This window comes from Pedobacter kyungheensis, assembly GCF_000812965.1.
GTDB classification, from domain to species: Bacteria; Bacteroidota; Bacteroidia; order Sphingobacteriales; family Sphingobacteriaceae; genus Pedobacter; species Pedobacter kyungheensis.
Genome location: NZ_JSYN01000013.1, coordinates 12887 through 30203, shown reverse-complemented (window position 1 = coordinate 30203; position 17317 = coordinate 12887). Strand labels below are relative to the sequence as shown.

13 protein-coding genes are annotated in these 17317 nt (G+C 39.5%); 10 read left to right on the top strand and 3 right to left on the bottom strand.

Annotated elements, in window-relative coordinates; translation table 11 throughout:
* Position 1: 1 nt before the first annotated feature.
* The gene (locus OC25_RS11715) at positions 2 to 1897 is read right to left on the bottom strand and encodes a DUF3857 domain-containing protein (protein ID WP_039476117.1); all 1896 of its coding nucleotides are present in this window, start codon (positions 1895 to 1897) and stop codon (positions 2 to 4) included.
* Positions 1897 to 3903: a DUF3857 domain-containing protein gene (locus OC25_RS11710; RefSeq protein WP_039476116.1), complete on the bottom strand. Its 2007-nt coding sequence runs from the start codon at positions 3901 to 3903 to the stop codon at positions 1897 to 1899. Before OC25_RS11710 ends, OC25_RS11715 begins: the two co-directional genes overlap by 1 nt.
* A 196-nt stretch (positions 3904 to 4099) precedes the next feature.
* Here OC25_RS11710 and guaB point away from each other — a divergent pair, with 196 nt between their 5' ends.
* The 5 genes from guaB (at position 4100) to OC25_RS11685 (ending at position 10597) form a co-directional block, all read left to right on the top strand.
* Positions 4100 to 5569 (top strand): IMP dehydrogenase, encoded by a 1470-nt coding sequence (gene guaB / locus OC25_RS11705; RefSeq protein WP_039476114.1) that lies wholly within the window; start codon positions 4100 to 4102, stop codon positions 5567 to 5569.
* Between the two features lie 303 nt (positions 5570 to 5872).
* Positions 5873 to 8458, top strand: coding sequence for a TonB-dependent receptor (locus OC25_RS11700; RefSeq protein ID WP_039476111.1), 2586 nt, complete (start codon positions 5873 to 5875; stop codon positions 8456 to 8458).
* 211 nt (positions 8459 to 8669) lie between these two features.
* Positions 8670 to 9263 (top strand): LOG family protein, encoded by a 594-nt coding sequence (locus tag OC25_RS11695; RefSeq protein ID WP_039476109.1) that lies wholly within the window; start codon positions 8670 to 8672, stop codon positions 9261 to 9263.
* A gap of 260 nt (positions 9264 to 9523) precedes the next feature.
* Positions 9524 to 9985, top strand: a complete 462-nt coding sequence (locus OC25_RS11690; RefSeq protein WP_039476107.1) for a MaoC family dehydratase — start codon at positions 9524 to 9526, stop codon at positions 9983 to 9985.
* Between the two features lie 63 nt (positions 9986 to 10048).
* A complete protein-coding gene (locus tag OC25_RS11685) occupies positions 10049 to 10597 on the top strand; it encodes a hypothetical protein (RefSeq protein WP_039476105.1) in 549 nt (182 codons plus the stop codon).
* Here the strand turns inward: OC25_RS11685 and OC25_RS11680 are convergent.
* Positions 10594 to 11037: a DUF2721 domain-containing protein gene (locus OC25_RS11680; RefSeq protein ID WP_039476103.1), complete on the bottom strand. Its 444-nt coding sequence runs from the start codon at positions 11035 to 11037 to the stop codon at positions 10594 to 10596. The genes OC25_RS11685 and OC25_RS11680 overlap by 4 nt on opposite strands.
* 162 nt (positions 11038 to 11199) lie before the next feature.
* Here OC25_RS11680 and OC25_RS11675 point away from each other — a divergent pair, with 162 nt between their 5' ends.
* The 5 genes from OC25_RS11675 to OC25_RS11655 all read left to right on the top strand — a co-directional run bounded on the left by OC25_RS11675 (position 11200) and on the right by OC25_RS11655 (position 17093).
* Positions 11200 to 12828: an acyl-CoA carboxylase subunit beta gene (locus OC25_RS11675; RefSeq protein ID WP_039476100.1), complete on the top strand. Its 1629-nt coding sequence runs from the start codon at positions 11200 to 11202 to the stop codon at positions 12826 to 12828.
* 86 nt (positions 12829 to 12914) lie between these two features.
* Positions 12915 to 13133 carry a hypothetical protein gene (locus tag OC25_RS11670; protein WP_039476098.1) on the top strand — a complete coding sequence of 73 codons (219 nt, stop codon included), beginning with the start codon at positions 12915 to 12917 and terminating at the stop codon, positions 13131 to 13133.
* Between the two features lie 170 nt (positions 13134 to 13303).
* Positions 13304 to 14260, top strand: a complete 957-nt coding sequence (trxB, locus tag OC25_RS11665; protein ID WP_039476095.1) for a thioredoxin-disulfide reductase — start codon at positions 13304 to 13306, stop codon at positions 14258 to 14260.
* A 231-nt stretch (positions 14261 to 14491) separates the two neighbouring features.
* Positions 14492 to 16402 carry a beta-N-acetylhexosaminidase gene (locus tag OC25_RS11660; protein ID WP_039476093.1) on the top strand — a complete coding sequence of 637 codons (1911 nt, stop codon included), beginning with the start codon at positions 14492 to 14494 and terminating at the stop codon, positions 16400 to 16402.
* Positions 16403 to 16466: 64 nt separating this feature from the next.
* Complete coding sequence (locus tag OC25_RS11655; protein WP_039476091.1) at positions 16467 to 17093, top strand: hypothetical protein; 627 nt, start codon at positions 16467 to 16469, stop codon at positions 17091 to 17093.
* The last annotated feature ends 224 nt before the right edge of the window (positions 17094 to 17317 follow it).

The window sequence follows — 17317 nt, the reverse complement described above, 5'->3', positions numbered from 1 at the left end:
ATTATAAAGTTTTTGCTAAAATAGCTTTTTGCTTATCAGCCTGATAGATTTTTTTATAAAAGTCTACATATTCCGCATATTTTTCAGGCGGGTATTTCTTATCATTCATGATCTGGGTACGGTTATAAACAATCATATTGTCTTTAACACTAAACTTGGCAGTGTACGATCCAAATTCAGAAGTTATGGTAATATCTTTCGGAATAAATTCTACAGTGTATCCTTTTGGCAAAGTATAGTTAATCTCATCCTCATCGTTATAGCTAAACGGAACAGCAAAAAAAGTTTTTCTGTTTTCGACCTTTAAGGGCACATTTTCTTTGCGGTTTACCTGATTAATCACCAGAAACAATTTATCGCCTCCTTTGGTTAAAATCGGATTGGTTTTGAAATTGATCTCCTCGGTAAGCACCGGAATTGTTTTATCCGCCTGGGCATATTTATAATTGATGAGTTCGGCAACCGGTATTTTACTGCTTTCGATAATCCGTTTTCTGGCTTCAACTGGTTCCATTAAGGTCATCGAGAGATTTTCTTCAAACTGCGCATTGCCATAAGTTGTTCTGATTTCTGAACTTGCTGTTCCATCTTCGGCCAGAACGATTTTGGTTTTCCTGATCTGGTAGTTTTCTTTGGCAACGTAAGCCGGTGTATGGATAATTTTGCCTCCATCTTCTGTTACAATCAATACGTTGCGATCGGCGTTGCCATAGCCTATAAAACCCATGGGGGTATGTTGGCTGGTACACTCTAAGAATGTGGTGTCTTTAGGTAAGGGTACACATAAAATCATGTGATTAGCCTGCCCCATGCTCGAATAATTCGGGTTTAAACTCGGCATGTCGTTGCCAATTACAATGAGGTTGGAGGCAATTCCAGCTTCGTTAAGTAAGGCTTTCATGTAATTAGAAAGCGCTTTGCAATCGCCATAATTTACCTGTGCAACTTTCTCGGCTAGAATAGGGCGGAAACCACCTATGCCTAACTGAACACTTACATAGCGCGTATTCTGTTGCAGATGATTATATAGGATCCGCATTTTCTCTTTTGGCGTTTTGGCATCCTTAATTAAGTTCTGCACCATCAGTTTGGTGGCATCGGGTAGTTTATTGCCACCCTGGTTTAAGGTGTATAGCCACGAACCAAAGTTTTTCCAGTTGTTAAAATTACCGGTCGATCCATCGTACTCAAATTGGTTTGGAGAGGCTTTTACCCAGGCAGAAATGTTATCAATGCCTGTACTCATTGGTTCGTGGACAATAGCAGGCACATTTGTGCTTTTCCATTTGTACTGAACTTTTTCGCCAATAGTTGCCGAATCGGTTTTAAGATTGCTGCTGGTTAAGTAGCGCATCTGGTAATTTTTTGCCTTTTGTATGGTATAAGCACTTTGCTCTACCGAAATCCCAAAAGTTTTAAGATCGCGCCACGAAGGGAAATAAAGCAAACCGTTATAATCCTGACTATAACTATACTCGATAGTGTAAGGGTAAGAAATGCTTACAAACTTTAACAGTTTAAGCCTGTTGTCTTCAAAAATAGAGAAATCAGAAATCAGGCTTTGGTCTTTAATGTCCGAACTTTTATAATCTTTAATTTTTTTGCCCGCGGCATCATAAAGGGTAGCTTTGATGTTGTAGATGTTGCTGAATTTATCGTAAACTTCAGCCATTTCTGCAAAGTCATCTCCAGCCTTGTTTAAAATGGTTATCGCAATTTTGTAATCCATTTTTGCTGCTCCAGGTCCTTTCACATCAAAAAAGCTATCTTCATTTCTAATTACAGCAACAGCATCTTTTTTAAGGTTGTCGGCAATTTTAGCTACATCGTAATTTGTTTGTGCAAAGGCTGTGCTTATACTTAAAAATGCAACAGCCAAACTTAAGTATCGTTTCATTATACTTTCTTTTTAAATACAATTTGCTCGGCCTGCTTTTCAACTATGGCTTTAAACAAAGCCTGTAGATCGAAGTACTCTTCGGGTGTATAAAGCGATTTGTTTACACTGATTGAGCTTTTTACCATTAAAGTTTTACCTTCGGTAAGATAGGTGATTGCAAAACTTCCGTTTTCTTCTGGTAGTTTATAAATACCGCCTTTTGGTAATTTATCAATCTCATAATCTTCAGGGAAGGTTACCGTAATTCGATAGGTTTCTTTAAAAGGATAAGCAAAATCAACCGGAAATTTACGCTGTTCAAGTTTGAAAAGATTCTCTTTTGTTCTTTCGAAAAGGAGTGGGGTAAAATAAACCAGGTTGCCGGCTTCTTCTACATTATCTTCAATTTCGGCATCCATAGTTTCGGTAAGCAACTCGTCCAGGTTATCCAGATTTTCGATTTTATAATTGCTTACTTCTAAACCTGTTTTATCCTTTTTAAAGCTCTTAATAAACTCAGCTTCATTATTGGTGGTTCTGTATTTGTCGCGCAGGTGTAATGCCGAGTAACCTTTGGTATACTGGTTAATTTTTCCTTTAAGTTTATGTTCTTTGTCTAATGTCAGGTTGTAAACAAACATATCCTCGCTGGCAAGTTCTGGCTCAGTTGGTAACCATTTGCCGATTATGGCCTTCAGATCCATGTAAAAGCCCTGATGGCTCAGGTTCTCGTAATCGAGCATGCCTACAGGCAGGTCTTTATCGGTTGCATCAAGGTAATAGAGTTTATTGCCAATTTGGGTAACGCCTACAACATTATTAAATGCCGAAATTAATGGATAACCTGGGTGTTCGCCATTCTTTCTGGTACTGAGTAGAACCGGGTAGGCCTCTATTTTGGCCTCTTTTAATAAACTCAATAACGAAAGATTAATATCTGCTGATGAACCTGTCTTTTTTTCGAAAACACTTTTTGGATTGGTTTCATTAGCATATTTCGAATACTCTTTGTTCCATTTTAAATTATTTTTTACATAATTCACAATCAGTTTAATGGCTGCTAGTGTATCCTTTTCGCCTTTTAAAATACCTGGAAGTACCGATTTTGCATAGCTGTTTTTATTAATGAAACTGCCAAAATTCTCGTCATTAGCCATTTCATTAATGATTTTTCCCCACGAACCATTAAAATCCTGTACAAGTTCTCCCGGAAAATTGGTTGCCCGTAACTCAAAGCTGATTTTAGGGATATAATCATCCATAGTAGTTACGTAAGGCTCTTCTTTTAATGCCGGTACATTTTCTGCACAATATTTATCGTACATCGCATTCGAGGTAACACCCGGGATATAAGAAGCACTTACCGATTCATGTTTAGGATGATCAACACGATAATAACCACTCATGTTGTTTTTATAAGTGAGGTATTCAGGTATTTTAACATTGTATTCTGTCCAAAGGGTAGGGATATCAGACTGAAAACGCCATCCGCGAAGGGTGAAAATAAAATCGGATTTAATTTTATAGCGGAATTCGATAATGGAGCCTTCTTTAACATTTGGAAGGGCAAATTTTTTGATGATATAGTTTTTGTTGAACTCCTCGGTAAATTTCGCATCCTTGTTTAATTTACTGGTCACCATTTTACCATCAACCATGTTGTAGGTAGCGCCATCCATGAAACTCAGATCTTCTTTAGCAGCATTACTGCTTTTGTAAAGTTCTACTTTGTAATTGGCCAGGTCGTATCCGTTCTTGTTTAAAATTTTGTAGCGGATATGTCTTTCAAAAACATATACAAAGCCTCTTGATGAAGGGCTTAATTCAAAATAACAGTCTCCAACATCGAATAATTTAATGGCCGAGGCTGCAGAATCTGGTCCTGAAGCTTTGATTTCAAATTCTGCCGGAGCAATTTTACCGAATTTAAATTCTCTTTTTACTGGCGTTGCCGTTTGGGCATAAAGATTTCCAATACCGACACAAAGCATCAGCATCAGAAATTTGAGAGCATTTTTCTGCATGTATTTAAATAGTTTTTTTGGTTAATGCAATAATAAACAGATTATACGGATTTTGTGAAAGAAATATTACATTTCCTTATCAGGTATTCCAATTGTCAACAAAGCTTAATATTTAAGCAAATTCGCATTTACATTTTTATTTTCCTGGTTTTTCCTTATCTTTGCCTGGCAAATAATAAATCCTAATTTATTTGCTATGCAACTCGATTCCACAAAATTTATTGCCACAGGTTTGACGTATGACGATGTACTTTTAGTACCCGCATATTCCGAAATTCTGCCACGTGAAGTAAATACATCCACTTTTTTAACGAAAAAAATTAAACTCAATGTTCCGTTGATTTCTGCTGCAATGGATACGGTAACAGAAGCCGAGCTTGCCATTGCCATTGCGCAAAACGGAGGAATAGGCATGTTACATAAAAACATGACCATTGAAAGACAAGCCAGCGAAGTACGCAAAGTAAAGCGTTCTGAAAGTGGTATGATCCAGGATCCGGTTACTTTATTGGAATCAGCAGTTGTTGCCGATGCTTTCAAAATTATGAAAGAACATAAAATTGGTGGCATTCCGGTTGTAAGCAGCGATAATAAATTGGTAGGGATTATTACCAACAGGGATCTGCGTTTTCAAAAAGATATGAAAAGACCGGTTTCTGAAGTAATGACTAAAGAAAACCTGATTACTGCACCAGAAGGCACTACCTTGGTTCAGGCAGAAGAAATTCTACAGAACCATAAAATCGAAAAATTGCCTGTAGTAAGCAAAGATGGCTATTTAAGCGGCTTAATTACCTTTAAAGATATTTCGAAAGTTAAAAATTACCCTGTAGCTTGTAAAGATGAGCGCGGACGTTTACGCGTTGGTGCTGCAGTTGGTGTAACTGCCGATACTTTACAACGTGTTGATGCGCTGGTACATGCAGGTGTTGATGTTATTACCATCGATACTGCCCATGGCCATACCAAAGGTGTAGTAGATAAATTAAAAGAGGTTAAAGCCAAATACCCTGATTTGCAGGTTATTGTTGGTAACATTGCTACAGGTGCAGCTGCCAAATTCCTTGCAGAAGCAGGAGCAGATGCTGTTAAAGTAGGTATTGGTCCGGGTTCTATTTGTACCACCAGGATTATTGCTGGTGTAGGTGTACCGCAATTATATGCAGTTTATGAGTGTGCCAAAGCTTTAAAAGGTACTGGGGTACCGGTTATTGCCGATGGTGGGATTAAACACACAGGCGATATTGCCAAAGCAATTGCATCGGGTGCAAGTACGGTAATGGCAGGTTCGTTATTTGCTGGCGTAGAAGAATCACCGGGCGAAACCATTATCTACGAAGGACGTAAATTTAAATCGTACCGCGGAATGGGATCAATCGAAGCGATGGAGCAGGGATCTAAAGACCGTTATTTCCAGGATGTGGAAGACGATATTAAGAAACTCGTTCCAGAGGGTATTGTTGGTCGTGTACCATTTAAAGGTACTTTAGCAGAAGTAATGTACCAGTACATTGGTGGTTTGCGTGCAAGTATGGGCTATTGTGGAGCGGCCAATATCGAAGCATTGCAGGAAGCACAATTTGTACAAATTACCGCTGCGGGTATGCGCGAAAGCCACCCACACGATATTACCATTACTAAAGAAGCACCTAACTATACCAGGTAAGCTAAGTTAAATAGAGAAATTAAACGGGGCGTCAGTAATGATCGCCCCGTTTTTTTGTGCGCTACCCCCGCAGATTTTTGAAACCTGCAAGGGTTAAAAAAATAAAAATTACAAAATAAAATTTGGCAGCTGTATTTTTTTAATATATTTGTCGACTAAATCTATAGATTTAATATAAATTAAAATGAAAACCAAACAAAAACCACGTTCATATTGCTGTTGCAGCTATTTTTCAATACCAGTCAAATACCATCGAACGCATAACTAGTCAACAATAATTAAAATAAATACGAATAACCAATCATGAAAAAAAGCTTTCCAATAATCTTTTTCTTACTACTTATAACGGGAGCCATTTTTGCTCAGAGCCCGGTAACCGGGATTATAAAAGGAGCTAATGGTGCCAAAATACCACATGCAACAGTAAAGATCAGAGGCACAAACACAGCTGTTGTTGCCGACGAAAATGGTGCTTTCAGCATCAATGCCAAACAAGAACTTCCTTTTTACATCCAGGTGAGCTCAGTAGGCTATAAACCTCAGGATTTTCAAATTATAAAATTACAGGATACACCAATTGAACTGGTACTGGTTGAAAGTGACCTGTTAGACGAAATTGTAGTAACCTCAAGAAGACGCTCGGAAGTGCTGCAGGATGTGCCAATCCCGATTACGGTTATTGGTGGGCAGGCTGCCGAAAATTCGGGTGCTTTTAATGTTAACCGTTTAAAAGAGCTGGTGCCTTCAGTTCAGTTATATGCTTCAAACGCCAGAAATACTACTTTGAATATCCGCGGATTGGGCTCAACATTTGGTTTAACCAACGATGGTATCGACCCGGGGGTAGGTTTTTATGTAGATGGGGTTTATCACGCCCGTCCGGCTGCTACTTCAACCGATTTTCTGGATATCGAGCAGATAGAGGTAATCCGCGGTCCGCAGGGTACTTTATTTGGTAAAAATACTACAGCAGGTGCATTTAACATTACTACTACCAAACCTACACAAACACCCAGTGCTAAAGTAGAACTCAGCGTGGGTAACTATAATTTCCTGCAAGCTAAAACCTCTGTTTCGGGTGGTTTAGCTAAAAATCTGGCGGCAAAAATCTCTATTTCAGGTACACAACGCGATGGTACCATCTGGAATACCAGAGAGGAACGAAAATACAGCGGACAAAACAACCTGGGTTTTAAAAGTCAGTTATACTACACACCTTCAGACAGGTTAAAGATCTTATTAAGTGGCGATGTAAGTGTTCAACATCCTGCCGGTTATCCATTGGTAATTGCAGGTGTGGCCACTACCGAAAGAAGCGCTTACCGTCAATATGCTAAAATTGTTTCCGATTTAGGTTATCAGCAACCTAAAATTGATCCTTTTTCGAGAGAAATCAATACCAACACACCATGGAGACACAATCAGTCAATTGGTGGTATATCTTTAAACGTTGATTATAAAATTGGTAACGGAACCCTAACCTCTACCACTGCGTGGAGATTCTGGAACTGGGATCCAACCAACGATCGCGACTTCTCTGAATTAGCGGCCTTAACCAAGTCGCAGGGTAACTCGCGTCACGATCAGTATTCGCAGGAGGTAAGATATGCCGGTAACATTACCGATAAATTAAGTGGTGTAGTTGGTGTATTTGCATTGGCCCAAAACTTAAAAGGCCTGGCGCAAACTGAAGAAGTTGGTAAAGATCAATGGCGTTTTGTTCAAACCAGTAATACCGGTAGTCAGGCTTTATATTCGACCCCAGGCTTGTTGGATGGTTACGGTATTAAAACCAATTCGACCATCAAATCCTTAAGTGCTGCAGTTTTTGCGCAGGTTGACTGGGAGTTTTTAACGCATTTTCACGTATTACCTGGACTAAGGTATACTTACGATAAGAAAGATGTAGACTATGATAGGGTAACTTATGGCGGTTTACAAACTACCGATGCTGCTTTATTAGCGCTAAAGGCTGCCGTTTATAGCAACCAGCAGTTTACTACCAATGTAGATAACAATAATTTATCGGGTAACTTAACCGTTTCTTATCGTCCTAATGCCAACCTGAATGTTTATGGTACTTTTTCTACCGCATACAAACCAGTGGGCGTTAACGTAGGCGGTTTACCAACTACTTCAACTGGTGCCGCAGATTTATCAGTTGCCGTAGTTAAACCTGAATATGTTCAGCATTACGAATTGGGTTTAAAAACCCGCCCGGTTAGAGGTGGATTATTAAATGTTACTGCTTTTGATACCGATATTAAAGATTACCAAACCAATGTGCAATCGCCACAGTTAGGGGTAAACAGGGGCTACCTGGCCAATGCAGAAAAAGTTAATGTAAAAGGACTGGAAATTGATGGTACCTATCAGCTGGAAAGATTTTTAACACTTAATGCCGCTGTAGCTTATTTAGATGGTAAATATGTGAAATTTACTAATGCACCACTGCCTTTAGAGGAAACCGGTCATACCGAAATTATTAACGGTACTGCAACGCAGGTAGCCTTTAAAGATGCATCGGGTGGCAGGTTACCAGGTATCTCAAAATGGAATATCTCTGGTGGATCAGAATTTAGCCTTCCGGGAACTTTAGCTACTAAAGCAGGTAGGTTCTTTATTGCTGCCGATGCCAGCTACCGTTCAGACTATTCTTCAAACCCAACACCATCAAACGTGTTAGTGGTTAAAGGATATGGATTGTTTAATGCGCGTTTAGGCTTTAAATCGGATAAGTTTTCGGTATTTGTTTGGAGCAGAAACATTGGTAACAGAAATTACTTTGAGCAATTACAGGCTGCTGCAGGTAACTCTGGCTTGTACGCAGGGGTACTTGGCGATCCGAGAACTTACGGTGCAACCTTACGGTATGCATTCTCAAATTAAATCTTTTCTCTCTTATATTTGGTTAAAGGCGTCGGTTTATCCGGCGCTTTTTTGTTTTATATCTATATAATGCTGCATAATATTTTGCAAAGCGCAGCTTTTTATATATCATTGTTTTAATGGCTGTAAAGCTTCTCCTAAAAGGATTTTGTGAAGAACTAAACTTTACAGCGCGTATAGAAAAACTTAACTTCGGTAAAATTTAAACTAAATGAATAAGCTTAAAGCGGTTTGCGTGTATTGTGGTTCCAATTTTAATGGCGATTTACAAGTGCGCAATGCGATAAAACAATTGGCCGAAACACTTGTGAAACAGGAAATCAAGTTGGTTTACGGAGGAGGAAGTGTAGGAATAATGGGTGTGTTGGCTAACGATGTACTCGACGCAGGTGGCGAGGTTATTGGCGTAATTCCGCAGTTTTTAATGGATAAAGAGGTGGGGCATACCGGTGTAACCGAAATGATAGTAACTGAAAATATGCACCAGCGGAAACAAAAAATGGCCGATTTAAGCGATGGATTTGTGATTTTGCCTGGCGGTTTCGGCACCCTTGAAGAGTTTTTTGAAGTGCTTACCTGGCTACAGTTAGGTTTGCACAATAAACCAATAGGCGTTTTAAATGTTAATGGGTTTTACGATCCGTTATTTGCCCAAATGGAAATGATGGTGCAGCACAAATTTTTAAAACCTGCCAACCGCGATCTCGTTTTTAATGAAGCCGATGCCGGAAGTTTAATCGATAAGATGGATCATTTCTCTGCCATACCCGACGAAGTTTGGTTCAGGGATAGGAATTTGAGCTAACAGGTGGTTAATGGTCTGTGGTTCATAGTCAATAGTTCATTGTTTATAGTAGAATTTACGAATTGGTCATTAACTATCAACCATAAGCCATTTGCCCAGATATAGAGGGGGATTTGTGGTTCATAGTCAATAGTTCATGGTTGATAGCAGGATTAACGATTGAGCCATTAACTATCAACTATTAGCCATCAACTAATAACCATCAACTAAGAAATAAAACATTACGAAATACCTTATTAAAAGGAACTAAAACTATAACAATGCAAATTATTACATCACACGCAGAATTTGAGCAATACCTGGATAAGGAATTGGGCGTTTCTTCATGGCACACCATTACACAAGAGCAGATTAACAAATTTGCCGATGCTACTTTAGATCATCAGTGGATACACGTTGATGAAGAGCGTGCTCAAAACGAAGGACCGTTTAAAGCTACTATTGCCCATGGTTACCTGACCCTTTCTTTAATCCCTTTTTTATGGAAACAGATTGTCGAAATCCGTAACCTGAAAATGGAAATTAACTACGGTATTGAAAATTTAAGGTTTGCGCAGGCAGTTACCGTAAACAGTAAAGTAAGGCTAAAAGCTAAACTGGCTTCAATTATCAACCTACGTGGCGTAACCAAGGTAAATATGGGTATCGAAATGGAAATTGAAGGACAGAAAAAGCCTGCATTTAATGGTGAGGTTGTTTTCTTGTACCACTTTGAAAGTTAAATATTTAGCTGCTGTAGCGTTTTAATACTAGCTTGCGTTTGAGTAGGAAAATAAACTCTTCTCATGAAAAAAACTTACTTAAGCGCAAGCCTGATCTTAGCCCTGATTGCTTTACTCTTTATCGGTGCCTGTAAGAAAAAGGCTACTGAACAAGCGCCATCCGATTCATTCTTGCCTATGCAAGTGGGTAACCTGTGGTACCTGAATGACGGGAGTTATACTGAAATTAAGGATAAAGTGATGATCAATAACAAACCTTATTTTCAGTTTTATTCTTTAATTGGAGGTGATGCAATCTCAATATCTTATTTAAGGATTGATGAAAAGAATCGGCTAATTGAGAGTTATCCCGATGCGCCATTGAAAATCTTTTTGAGAGCTGATTTTAATGCCAGTGTTGGCGATAAATTTTTCACAACAGGAGACAAAGACTACAACGATAATGAAGTTACCGTTATTCAAAAAAGCGATACGGAGATGACTTTTTCTTTCGATGCGGTTTATCATCCCAACTTAAAAGGGCATCCCCATCCGGTAAAATACATAAAAGGCAAAGGCTTTCCCGGAAACTGGAAAAAGGTAGTGATTAACGGTGTGGTTTATCAGAACTAGTCTTTTTCAAATTTTTGCTTAATTCTACCCACAAATGAAGGATCGTCATGCGTTTCCAGGCTACTCAGTTCCAACTCAAGCGCCCTGGTGCTGATCTGTATTTCGATTAATGAAATGATTAACGAAATCATGAAAAAGATAAGGCTTAAGGCAAAAAGTATTTCTGCCGAAGTATTCCATTTCAGATAAATAAAAAACATACAAAAAAGACAGCAGGCAAAGCTGATTACGCCAAAAGCCTGCATGTTTTTGATCAGTTTTAAGCGGTAACGCAGATTTTCGATCTGTCCGTGCAGTGCCTTGTTTTTATCACCGTCCTCATATTTGGATTTTAAACTCCTTACCAGACTGGCCAAAGCCAGAAACCGATTGGTATAGGCCAGCATGATTAAACTGATGGCCGGAAAAAGTAATGCTGGGATATTGATGGTTAGTTCCATTTTTGGCGTTTAACCAAAAATATCATTTTAAACGGATAATTTAATCACAGTCTCGATATGCTTTGTGTTTTCTCCCGTTTTCTCTGTGGTAAAAAATATGCCGTATACCAGAAACCAATTTGGTCAATACTGTTTTTATAAAATTAAATTTAAATTGCCTCCATGAATATCGAATTCAATAAAAATGAGGATGTAAACAAGCAGTTGGTGTACGAACTGAAAACCAGACTCAAAAAAATATACCAGGGCGGTGGCGAAAAAAATGCAGCCAAACAAAAAGAAAAAGGCAAGTTACTGGCCCGCGAGCGTATTGCTTACCTGATTGATAAAGACTCCGAGTTTTTAGAAGTAGGTGCTTTTACAGCCGATGGAATGTATAAAGAGCAAGGCGGTTGCCCGGCAGCAGGTGTGGTTTGTGGTATTGGTTATGTAAGTGGCCGCCAATGTATGATTGTGGCTAATGATGCCACCGTAAAAGCAGGTGCCTGGTTTCCGATGACGGCTAAAAAGAACCTTCGTGCACAGGAAATTGCCATGGAAAATCGCTTACCGGTAATTTACCTGGTTGATAGCGCAGGCGTTTATCTGCCCATGCAGGATGAGATTTTTCCCGATAAAGAACATTTCGGCAGGATGTTCCGTAACAATGCGATCATGTCGGGAGAGGGGATTGTACAGATCTCAGCCATTATGGGGGCTTGTGTAGCAGGAGGTGCCTATCTGCCCATCATGAGCGATGAAGCCATGATTGTAGATAAAACAGGCTCGGTATTTTTAGCAGGTTCTTATTTGGTTAAATCGGCTATAGGCGAAGATGTAGATAACGAAACCCTGGGCGGCGCAACCACACATTGCGAAATTTCGGGTGTTACCGATTATAAACATCCTAATGATGAGGCTTGCCTGGATTCGATCCGCAATATCATGAGTATGTTGGGAACACCTGAAAATGCAGGTTTTAATCGTATTGCACCAGCAAAACCCAAAGAAAAAGAAGAAGAATTGTACGGTATTTTGCCCGAAAACAGAGATAAACCTTATGAAATGATGGATATTATTAACCGCCTGGTTGATGGTTCTGAATTTGAAGAATATAAAAAAGGCTACGGACAAAGCATTGTTTGTGGTTTAGGCCGCATTGATGGCTGGGCGGTTGGCATTGTGGCCAATCAGCGTAAAGTAGTTAAATCGAAAAAAGGGGAGATGCAGTTTGGTGGGGTTATTTATTCTGATAGTGCCGATAAGGCAAGCCGTTTCATCATGAATTGCAATCAGAAAAAAATCCCTTTGGTTTTTCTGCAGGATGTTACCGGTTTTATGGTAGGAAGCCGGTCTGAACATGGTGGCATTATTAAAGATGGCGCCAAGATGGTTAATGCAGTTGCCAATTCGGTAGTGCCGAAGTTTACCATTGTTTTGGGGAACTCTTATGGGGCCGGTAATTATGCCATGTGTGGCAAAGCTTATGATCCAAGATTAATTTATGCCTGGCCTACTGCAAAAATTGCGGTTATGGGTGGCTCACAGGCCGCTAAAACCTTACTGCAAATTCAGGAAGCCTCTTTAAAAGCCAAAGGCGAGGTAATTACCCCTGAAAAAGAAGCGGAATTGCTGAAAGAGATTACCGATAAGTATGATAGTCAAACTACACCGTATTATGCGGCATCTAGGCTTTGGGTTGATGGGATTATCGATCCGCTCGAAACCAGAAAGGTCATTTCGATGGGAATTGAAGCCGCTAACCAATCGCCGCTAACCAAAAAGTTTAATGTTGGGGTAATTCAGACTTAGGTGCTGTCAGGTGTTTTCAGTGCTGTCAGGTGTTACCACCTGACAGTTAATAATTTGTTTTTAGTACACAGTATTGAAAATCAAGTATGAATTACAAAATATCTTTCTTGGAAATGGATAAATTGGCACAAGAGGCTAATTTAAATAAAAGCAAAAAATCTATAGAGGAAATGAGAAAACAAACATTGGATCTAAAAAGCAAAAGTATCTCAAAGGAGAAGAAGCAAGTGATTAAAAAAAATGAGGTTCCTTCAGGGAATAATGTCTTAAAGATTACTCAATTAGTTTCAGCTAGAAATAGCTGAAACCACTTTAATTAATAGCACCTGAGTTTAATGCCAAACGCCAGCCGCTTTTCGCACATCACTCAGCCCCACTGTTAATAAGTAAATTATGTTGACAATGTGCGCTTGTTAACAATTATTTAAAGCACTAGATTTGCGCTACAATTAATGAATTTCAAATACATCATATAATGTCACAAGAAAACGAACACGTTCAGTGTTTAATTATAGGTTCTGGTCCTGCTGGTTACACTGCTGCAATTTATGCGGCCAGAGCCGATTTAAAACCAGTTATGTATACAGGTATGCAAGCCGGCGGTCAGTTAACGCAAACTACTGATGTAGAAAACTTCCCTGGCTACCCTCAGGGAATTATGGGACCGGAAATGATGGAAGATTTCCGTAAGCAGGCCGAGCGTTTCGGAACTGACATCCGTTTCGGTTATGTAAGTTCAGTAGATTTTTCTTCAGCACCACATAAAGTAGTGGTTGATGAAATTAAAACCATTACTGCCGACACCGTAATTATTGCAACCGGTGCCACCGCAAAATGGTTGGGCTTGCCAAGTGAGCAACAATACAATGGCTTTGGTGTTTCTGCCTGTGCCGTGTGCGATGGTTTCTTCTTTAAAGGTCAGGATGTGGCTATTGTAGGTGCTGGCGATACCGCTGCCGAAGAAGCTACTTACTTAGCCAAACTTTGTAAAACAGTACATTTATTGGTTCGCCGCGACGAGTTCAGAGCTTCTAAAGCCATGGTTAGCCGTGTATTAGCAACTCCTAATATTGTAGTGCACTACAATACCGAAACGCAGGAAATTTTGGGTAACGGTAAAAATGTAACAGCAGTAAAAGTAATCAATAACAAAACAGGTGTAGAATCTGATATCGCTGTTGAAGGTTTCTTTGTAGCTATTGGACATAAACCTAATACCGATATTTTTAAAGGACAGTTGGATATGGATGAAACCGGTTATTTAACTACTAAACCGGGCTCTACTTTAACCAATATCGAAGGTGTTTTTGCTTGTGGCGATGTGCAGGATATGTACTACAGACAAGCAGTAACTGCTGCAGGTTCTGGCTGTATGGCTGCACTAGATGCCGAAAGATACCTGGCTGCAAAGGAGCATCCGGTAGAGGCTTAAGCAGCTTAAATCTTATTTTAAAAGAGAAATCAGCAGTGGTTTCTCTTTTTTTATGGGCTAATGTTTCATAAAGCATCCGACAGATCTTTTTACCCTTAAAATTTATATGCCCAGCGCAATAAAATCAAACGTTTGATCTCGATTGTAACAAGAATGTGGGATTAAGAATCTTGCCACAATCTTTATCTTGGTCATGCTAAAACAAAAATTTAACCTTAAACTAAAACACAAATGAACAAAACATTATCGGTTTTTATTGGCGTCTTAATGGGCACAAGTGCGTTTGCCCAGAGCGATGCTAATTTAGGTATTATCCCAGCCCCGGTATCTATTACCAAAAATGCCGGAACCTTTATTTTAGACAAAACAGCTGTACTGGTGCATAACGATGCCGACGGCCAAAAGATGGGCGATCTTTTAAATGCATTTATCGTAAGCAAAGGGGGCTTTGCTTTAAGAGAAGTGAAAACAGCTCCAGCAGGTCAAAAAGCCATTGTATTAACTTCAGTAGGTGCCGATAAGTTGCCTAATGAGGGGTACAACATTAATATCTCAGCTAAACAAATCACTGTAGTAGGTAAAGGCGCTGGCTTATTTTATGCTGTTGAATCACTGATGCAAATGATGCCGGACAAAACTGGTGATAAAATTACTTTACCGCTGGTATCGATTAAAGATTATCCGCGTTTCTCTTACCGTGGAGCCATGCTGGATGTTTGCCGTCACTTTTTCCCGGTTTCGTTTATCAAAAAGTATATCGATCAGTTAGCCTATTACAAAATCAACACCTTTCACTGGCATTTAACTGATGATCAGGGATGGAGAATGGAAATTAAAAAATATCCGAAGCTTACCGAAGTAGGTTCTTTACGTAATGGCTCTATTATAGGAAACTATCCCGGAAACGGCAATTACCTTACACCGGTAAAAGGTTTCTACACACAGGAAGAAGCTAAAGAAGTGGTTCGTTATGCCGCTTCAAAATACATTACCGTAATTCCTGAAATCGAATTGCCCGGTCACGCTTCAGCAGCCATCGCAGCCTATCCGGAGTTAAGCTGTTTCCCAGACCGCGATACCTTTATCAGCGATAAAACCCCATGGGCAGGTAGCCGGAAAGGCAAACAGGTACAACAAACCTGGGGCGTTTTTGACGATATTTTTGTGCCTTCGGCCAATACCTTTACCATGTTGAACAACATTCTGGACGAAGTTATTGCTATTTTCCCTTCAAAATATATCCATATCGGAGGAGATGAAGCGCCTAAAACCTATTGGAAAGAATCGCCGTTTTGCCAGGCTTTAATGAAAGAAAAAGGCTTAAAAGATGAACACGAACTGCAAAGTTATTTCATCCAGACGATTGAGAAACATGTAAATAGCAAAGGCCGTTCTATTATTGGATGGGATGAGATTTTAGAAGGTGGTTTAGCACCAAACGCTACCGTAATGAGCTGGAGAGGCGAAGATGGTGGTATTGCTGCGGCGCAACAAAATCACGATGTAATTATGACTCCTGGTTCGATGGGCTTGTATATCGATCACAAACAATCTAATTCTCCTGATGAGCCGGTTACCATTGGTGGTTTCGCCCCATATCAGAAAATATACGCTTACGATCCGATTCCAAAAGTATTAACTGCCGATCAGCGGAAGTATATTAAAGGTGTACAGGCTAACATGTGGACTGAGTACATTAAAACCCCTGAAAAAGCAGAAAACCACGCTTACCCGCGCATCCTGGCTTTATCAGAAATTGCCTGGTCGCCGGTTGAACGTAAAGATTTGAAAAACTTTAGCGAAGAGCGTTTACCTGTGCATTTAGCACGCTTAGATAAAATGGGAGTTAACTTTTGGGTACCAACACCAATTGGTCAGAGCGATAAGCCTTTAACTGGTGGTGAATTTACTATTGATCTGAAAGTGCCGGTTAAGGGTGGCAAAATCTATTATTCAATTGATTTATCCCGTCCTTCAGAAAATGCTTTCTTGTACACTGGTCCGGTAAAAATTACTGTTCCGCAAGGCGAGAAAAGAGTATTAAAAACCATTGTAATTGCGCCAAGTGGCAGAAGAAGTGTAACTACCGAAACGGTTTTAAATAATGGTGCACCTGATGTTAAAGCAGATGCCAAGAAATAAAAAATAATTGCTTTGATAGGCTAAAATCATTAATTTGGAACAACCAAAAATGTCCCGAATTAAAATGAAACTACAGAAATATACATTACAGCATCTCTTGTGCATAACAGGGATGCTGTTTTGTTTGGCATGCACTGAAGATAAACCTAAAGAAGTTGCCGTTGCACCGGTTAAAGCCAGTAAAAATCCTTTTCCTTTTTATAAAGATATTGAAGTAAAACCCGGATTAAACTTCGAAATCATAAGCTGGGGTAAAGGGGTTGATTCTATTGGTGGTTACCAGATTTTAATGTCCGATTCTATCCGTAATAATTACCGTTCAGCAGCTGTTGATCGCAAAGGAATCATAACCGATGCCTGGAACATGGATTTGGATAACGACGGAAATCCGGAATTATACATTCAGTTGCTGAGCAAGAAAAATGTTTCCGACCTGAATGTTTTTGAATATGCAGGTGGCGATTTTAATAAAATCAGTTTTCCTGCTTTAAACGATAAGCAAAAAAAAGGTTATACCGGTAACGATAAGTTTTTTATCAAAAATGGCGATCTTTTTCGCTCGTTTCCGGTAAAAGATACGGCTGACAGTACTAAAACGGTTACCAAAACTTTGCAGTACAGGTTAAGTGGTAATAGTTTTTCTGCCAATGAAGTAAAGACTGCAGAGGAAGATACCAAAGCCAAGAAGTAACAGATTTATTATAGATATTCGTCATTCCCAGCTCGACTGGGAATCTTAATAATTTTAGCGTGTTAGCCTATTAAGATTCCCGCTTTCGCGGGAATGACGATTTGGTTAGGTAAAAGTAGATCCCTTGTCATTGCGAGGTACGATGTAAACCTATTCCAGTAGCCGTCATTTCAAGCGAAGTGAAAGAAATTCGAGAAATCTATCTCGAGGAAAGTCCTTTTGAT

Coding starts and splice junctions, on each gene's coding strand:
- OC25_RS11715 (WP_039476117.1), bottom strand. CDS start 1,897: ATGAAACGATACTTAAGTTTGGCTGTTGCATTTTTAAGTATAAGCACA.
- OC25_RS11710 (WP_039476116.1), bottom strand. CDS start 3,903: ATGCAGAAAAATGCTCTCAAATTTCTGATGCTGATGCTTTGTGTCGGT.
- guaB (WP_039476114.1), top strand. CDS start 4,100: ATGCAACTCGATTCCACAAAATTTATTGCCACAGGTTTGACGTATGAC.
- OC25_RS11700 (WP_039476111.1), top strand. CDS start 5,873: ATGAAAAAAAGCTTTCCAATAATCTTTTTCTTACTACTTATAACGGGA.
- OC25_RS11695 (WP_039476109.1), top strand. CDS start 8,670: ATGAATAAGCTTAAAGCGGTTTGCGTGTATTGTGGTTCCAATTTTAAT.
- OC25_RS11690 (WP_039476107.1), top strand. CDS start 9,524: ATGCAAATTATTACATCACACGCAGAATTTGAGCAATACCTGGATAAG.
- OC25_RS11685 (WP_039476105.1), top strand. CDS start 10,049: ATGAAAAAAACTTACTTAAGCGCAAGCCTGATCTTAGCCCTGATTGCT.
- OC25_RS11680 (WP_039476103.1), bottom strand. CDS start 11,037: ATGGAACTAACCATCAATATCCCAGCATTACTTTTTCCGGCCATCAGT.
- OC25_RS11675 (WP_039476100.1), top strand. CDS start 11,200: ATGAATATCGAATTCAATAAAAATGAGGATGTAAACAAGCAGTTGGTG.
- OC25_RS11670 (WP_039476098.1), top strand. CDS start 12,915: ATGAATTACAAAATATCTTTCTTGGAAATGGATAAATTGGCACAAGAG.
- trxB (WP_039476095.1), top strand. CDS start 13,304: ATGTCACAAGAAAACGAACACGTTCAGTGTTTAATTATAGGTTCTGGT.
- OC25_RS11660 (WP_039476093.1), top strand. CDS start 14,492: ATGAACAAAACATTATCGGTTTTTATTGGCGTCTTAATGGGCACAAGT.
- OC25_RS11655 (WP_039476091.1), top strand. CDS start 16,467: ATGAAACTACAGAAATATACATTACAGCATCTCTTGTGCATAACAGGG.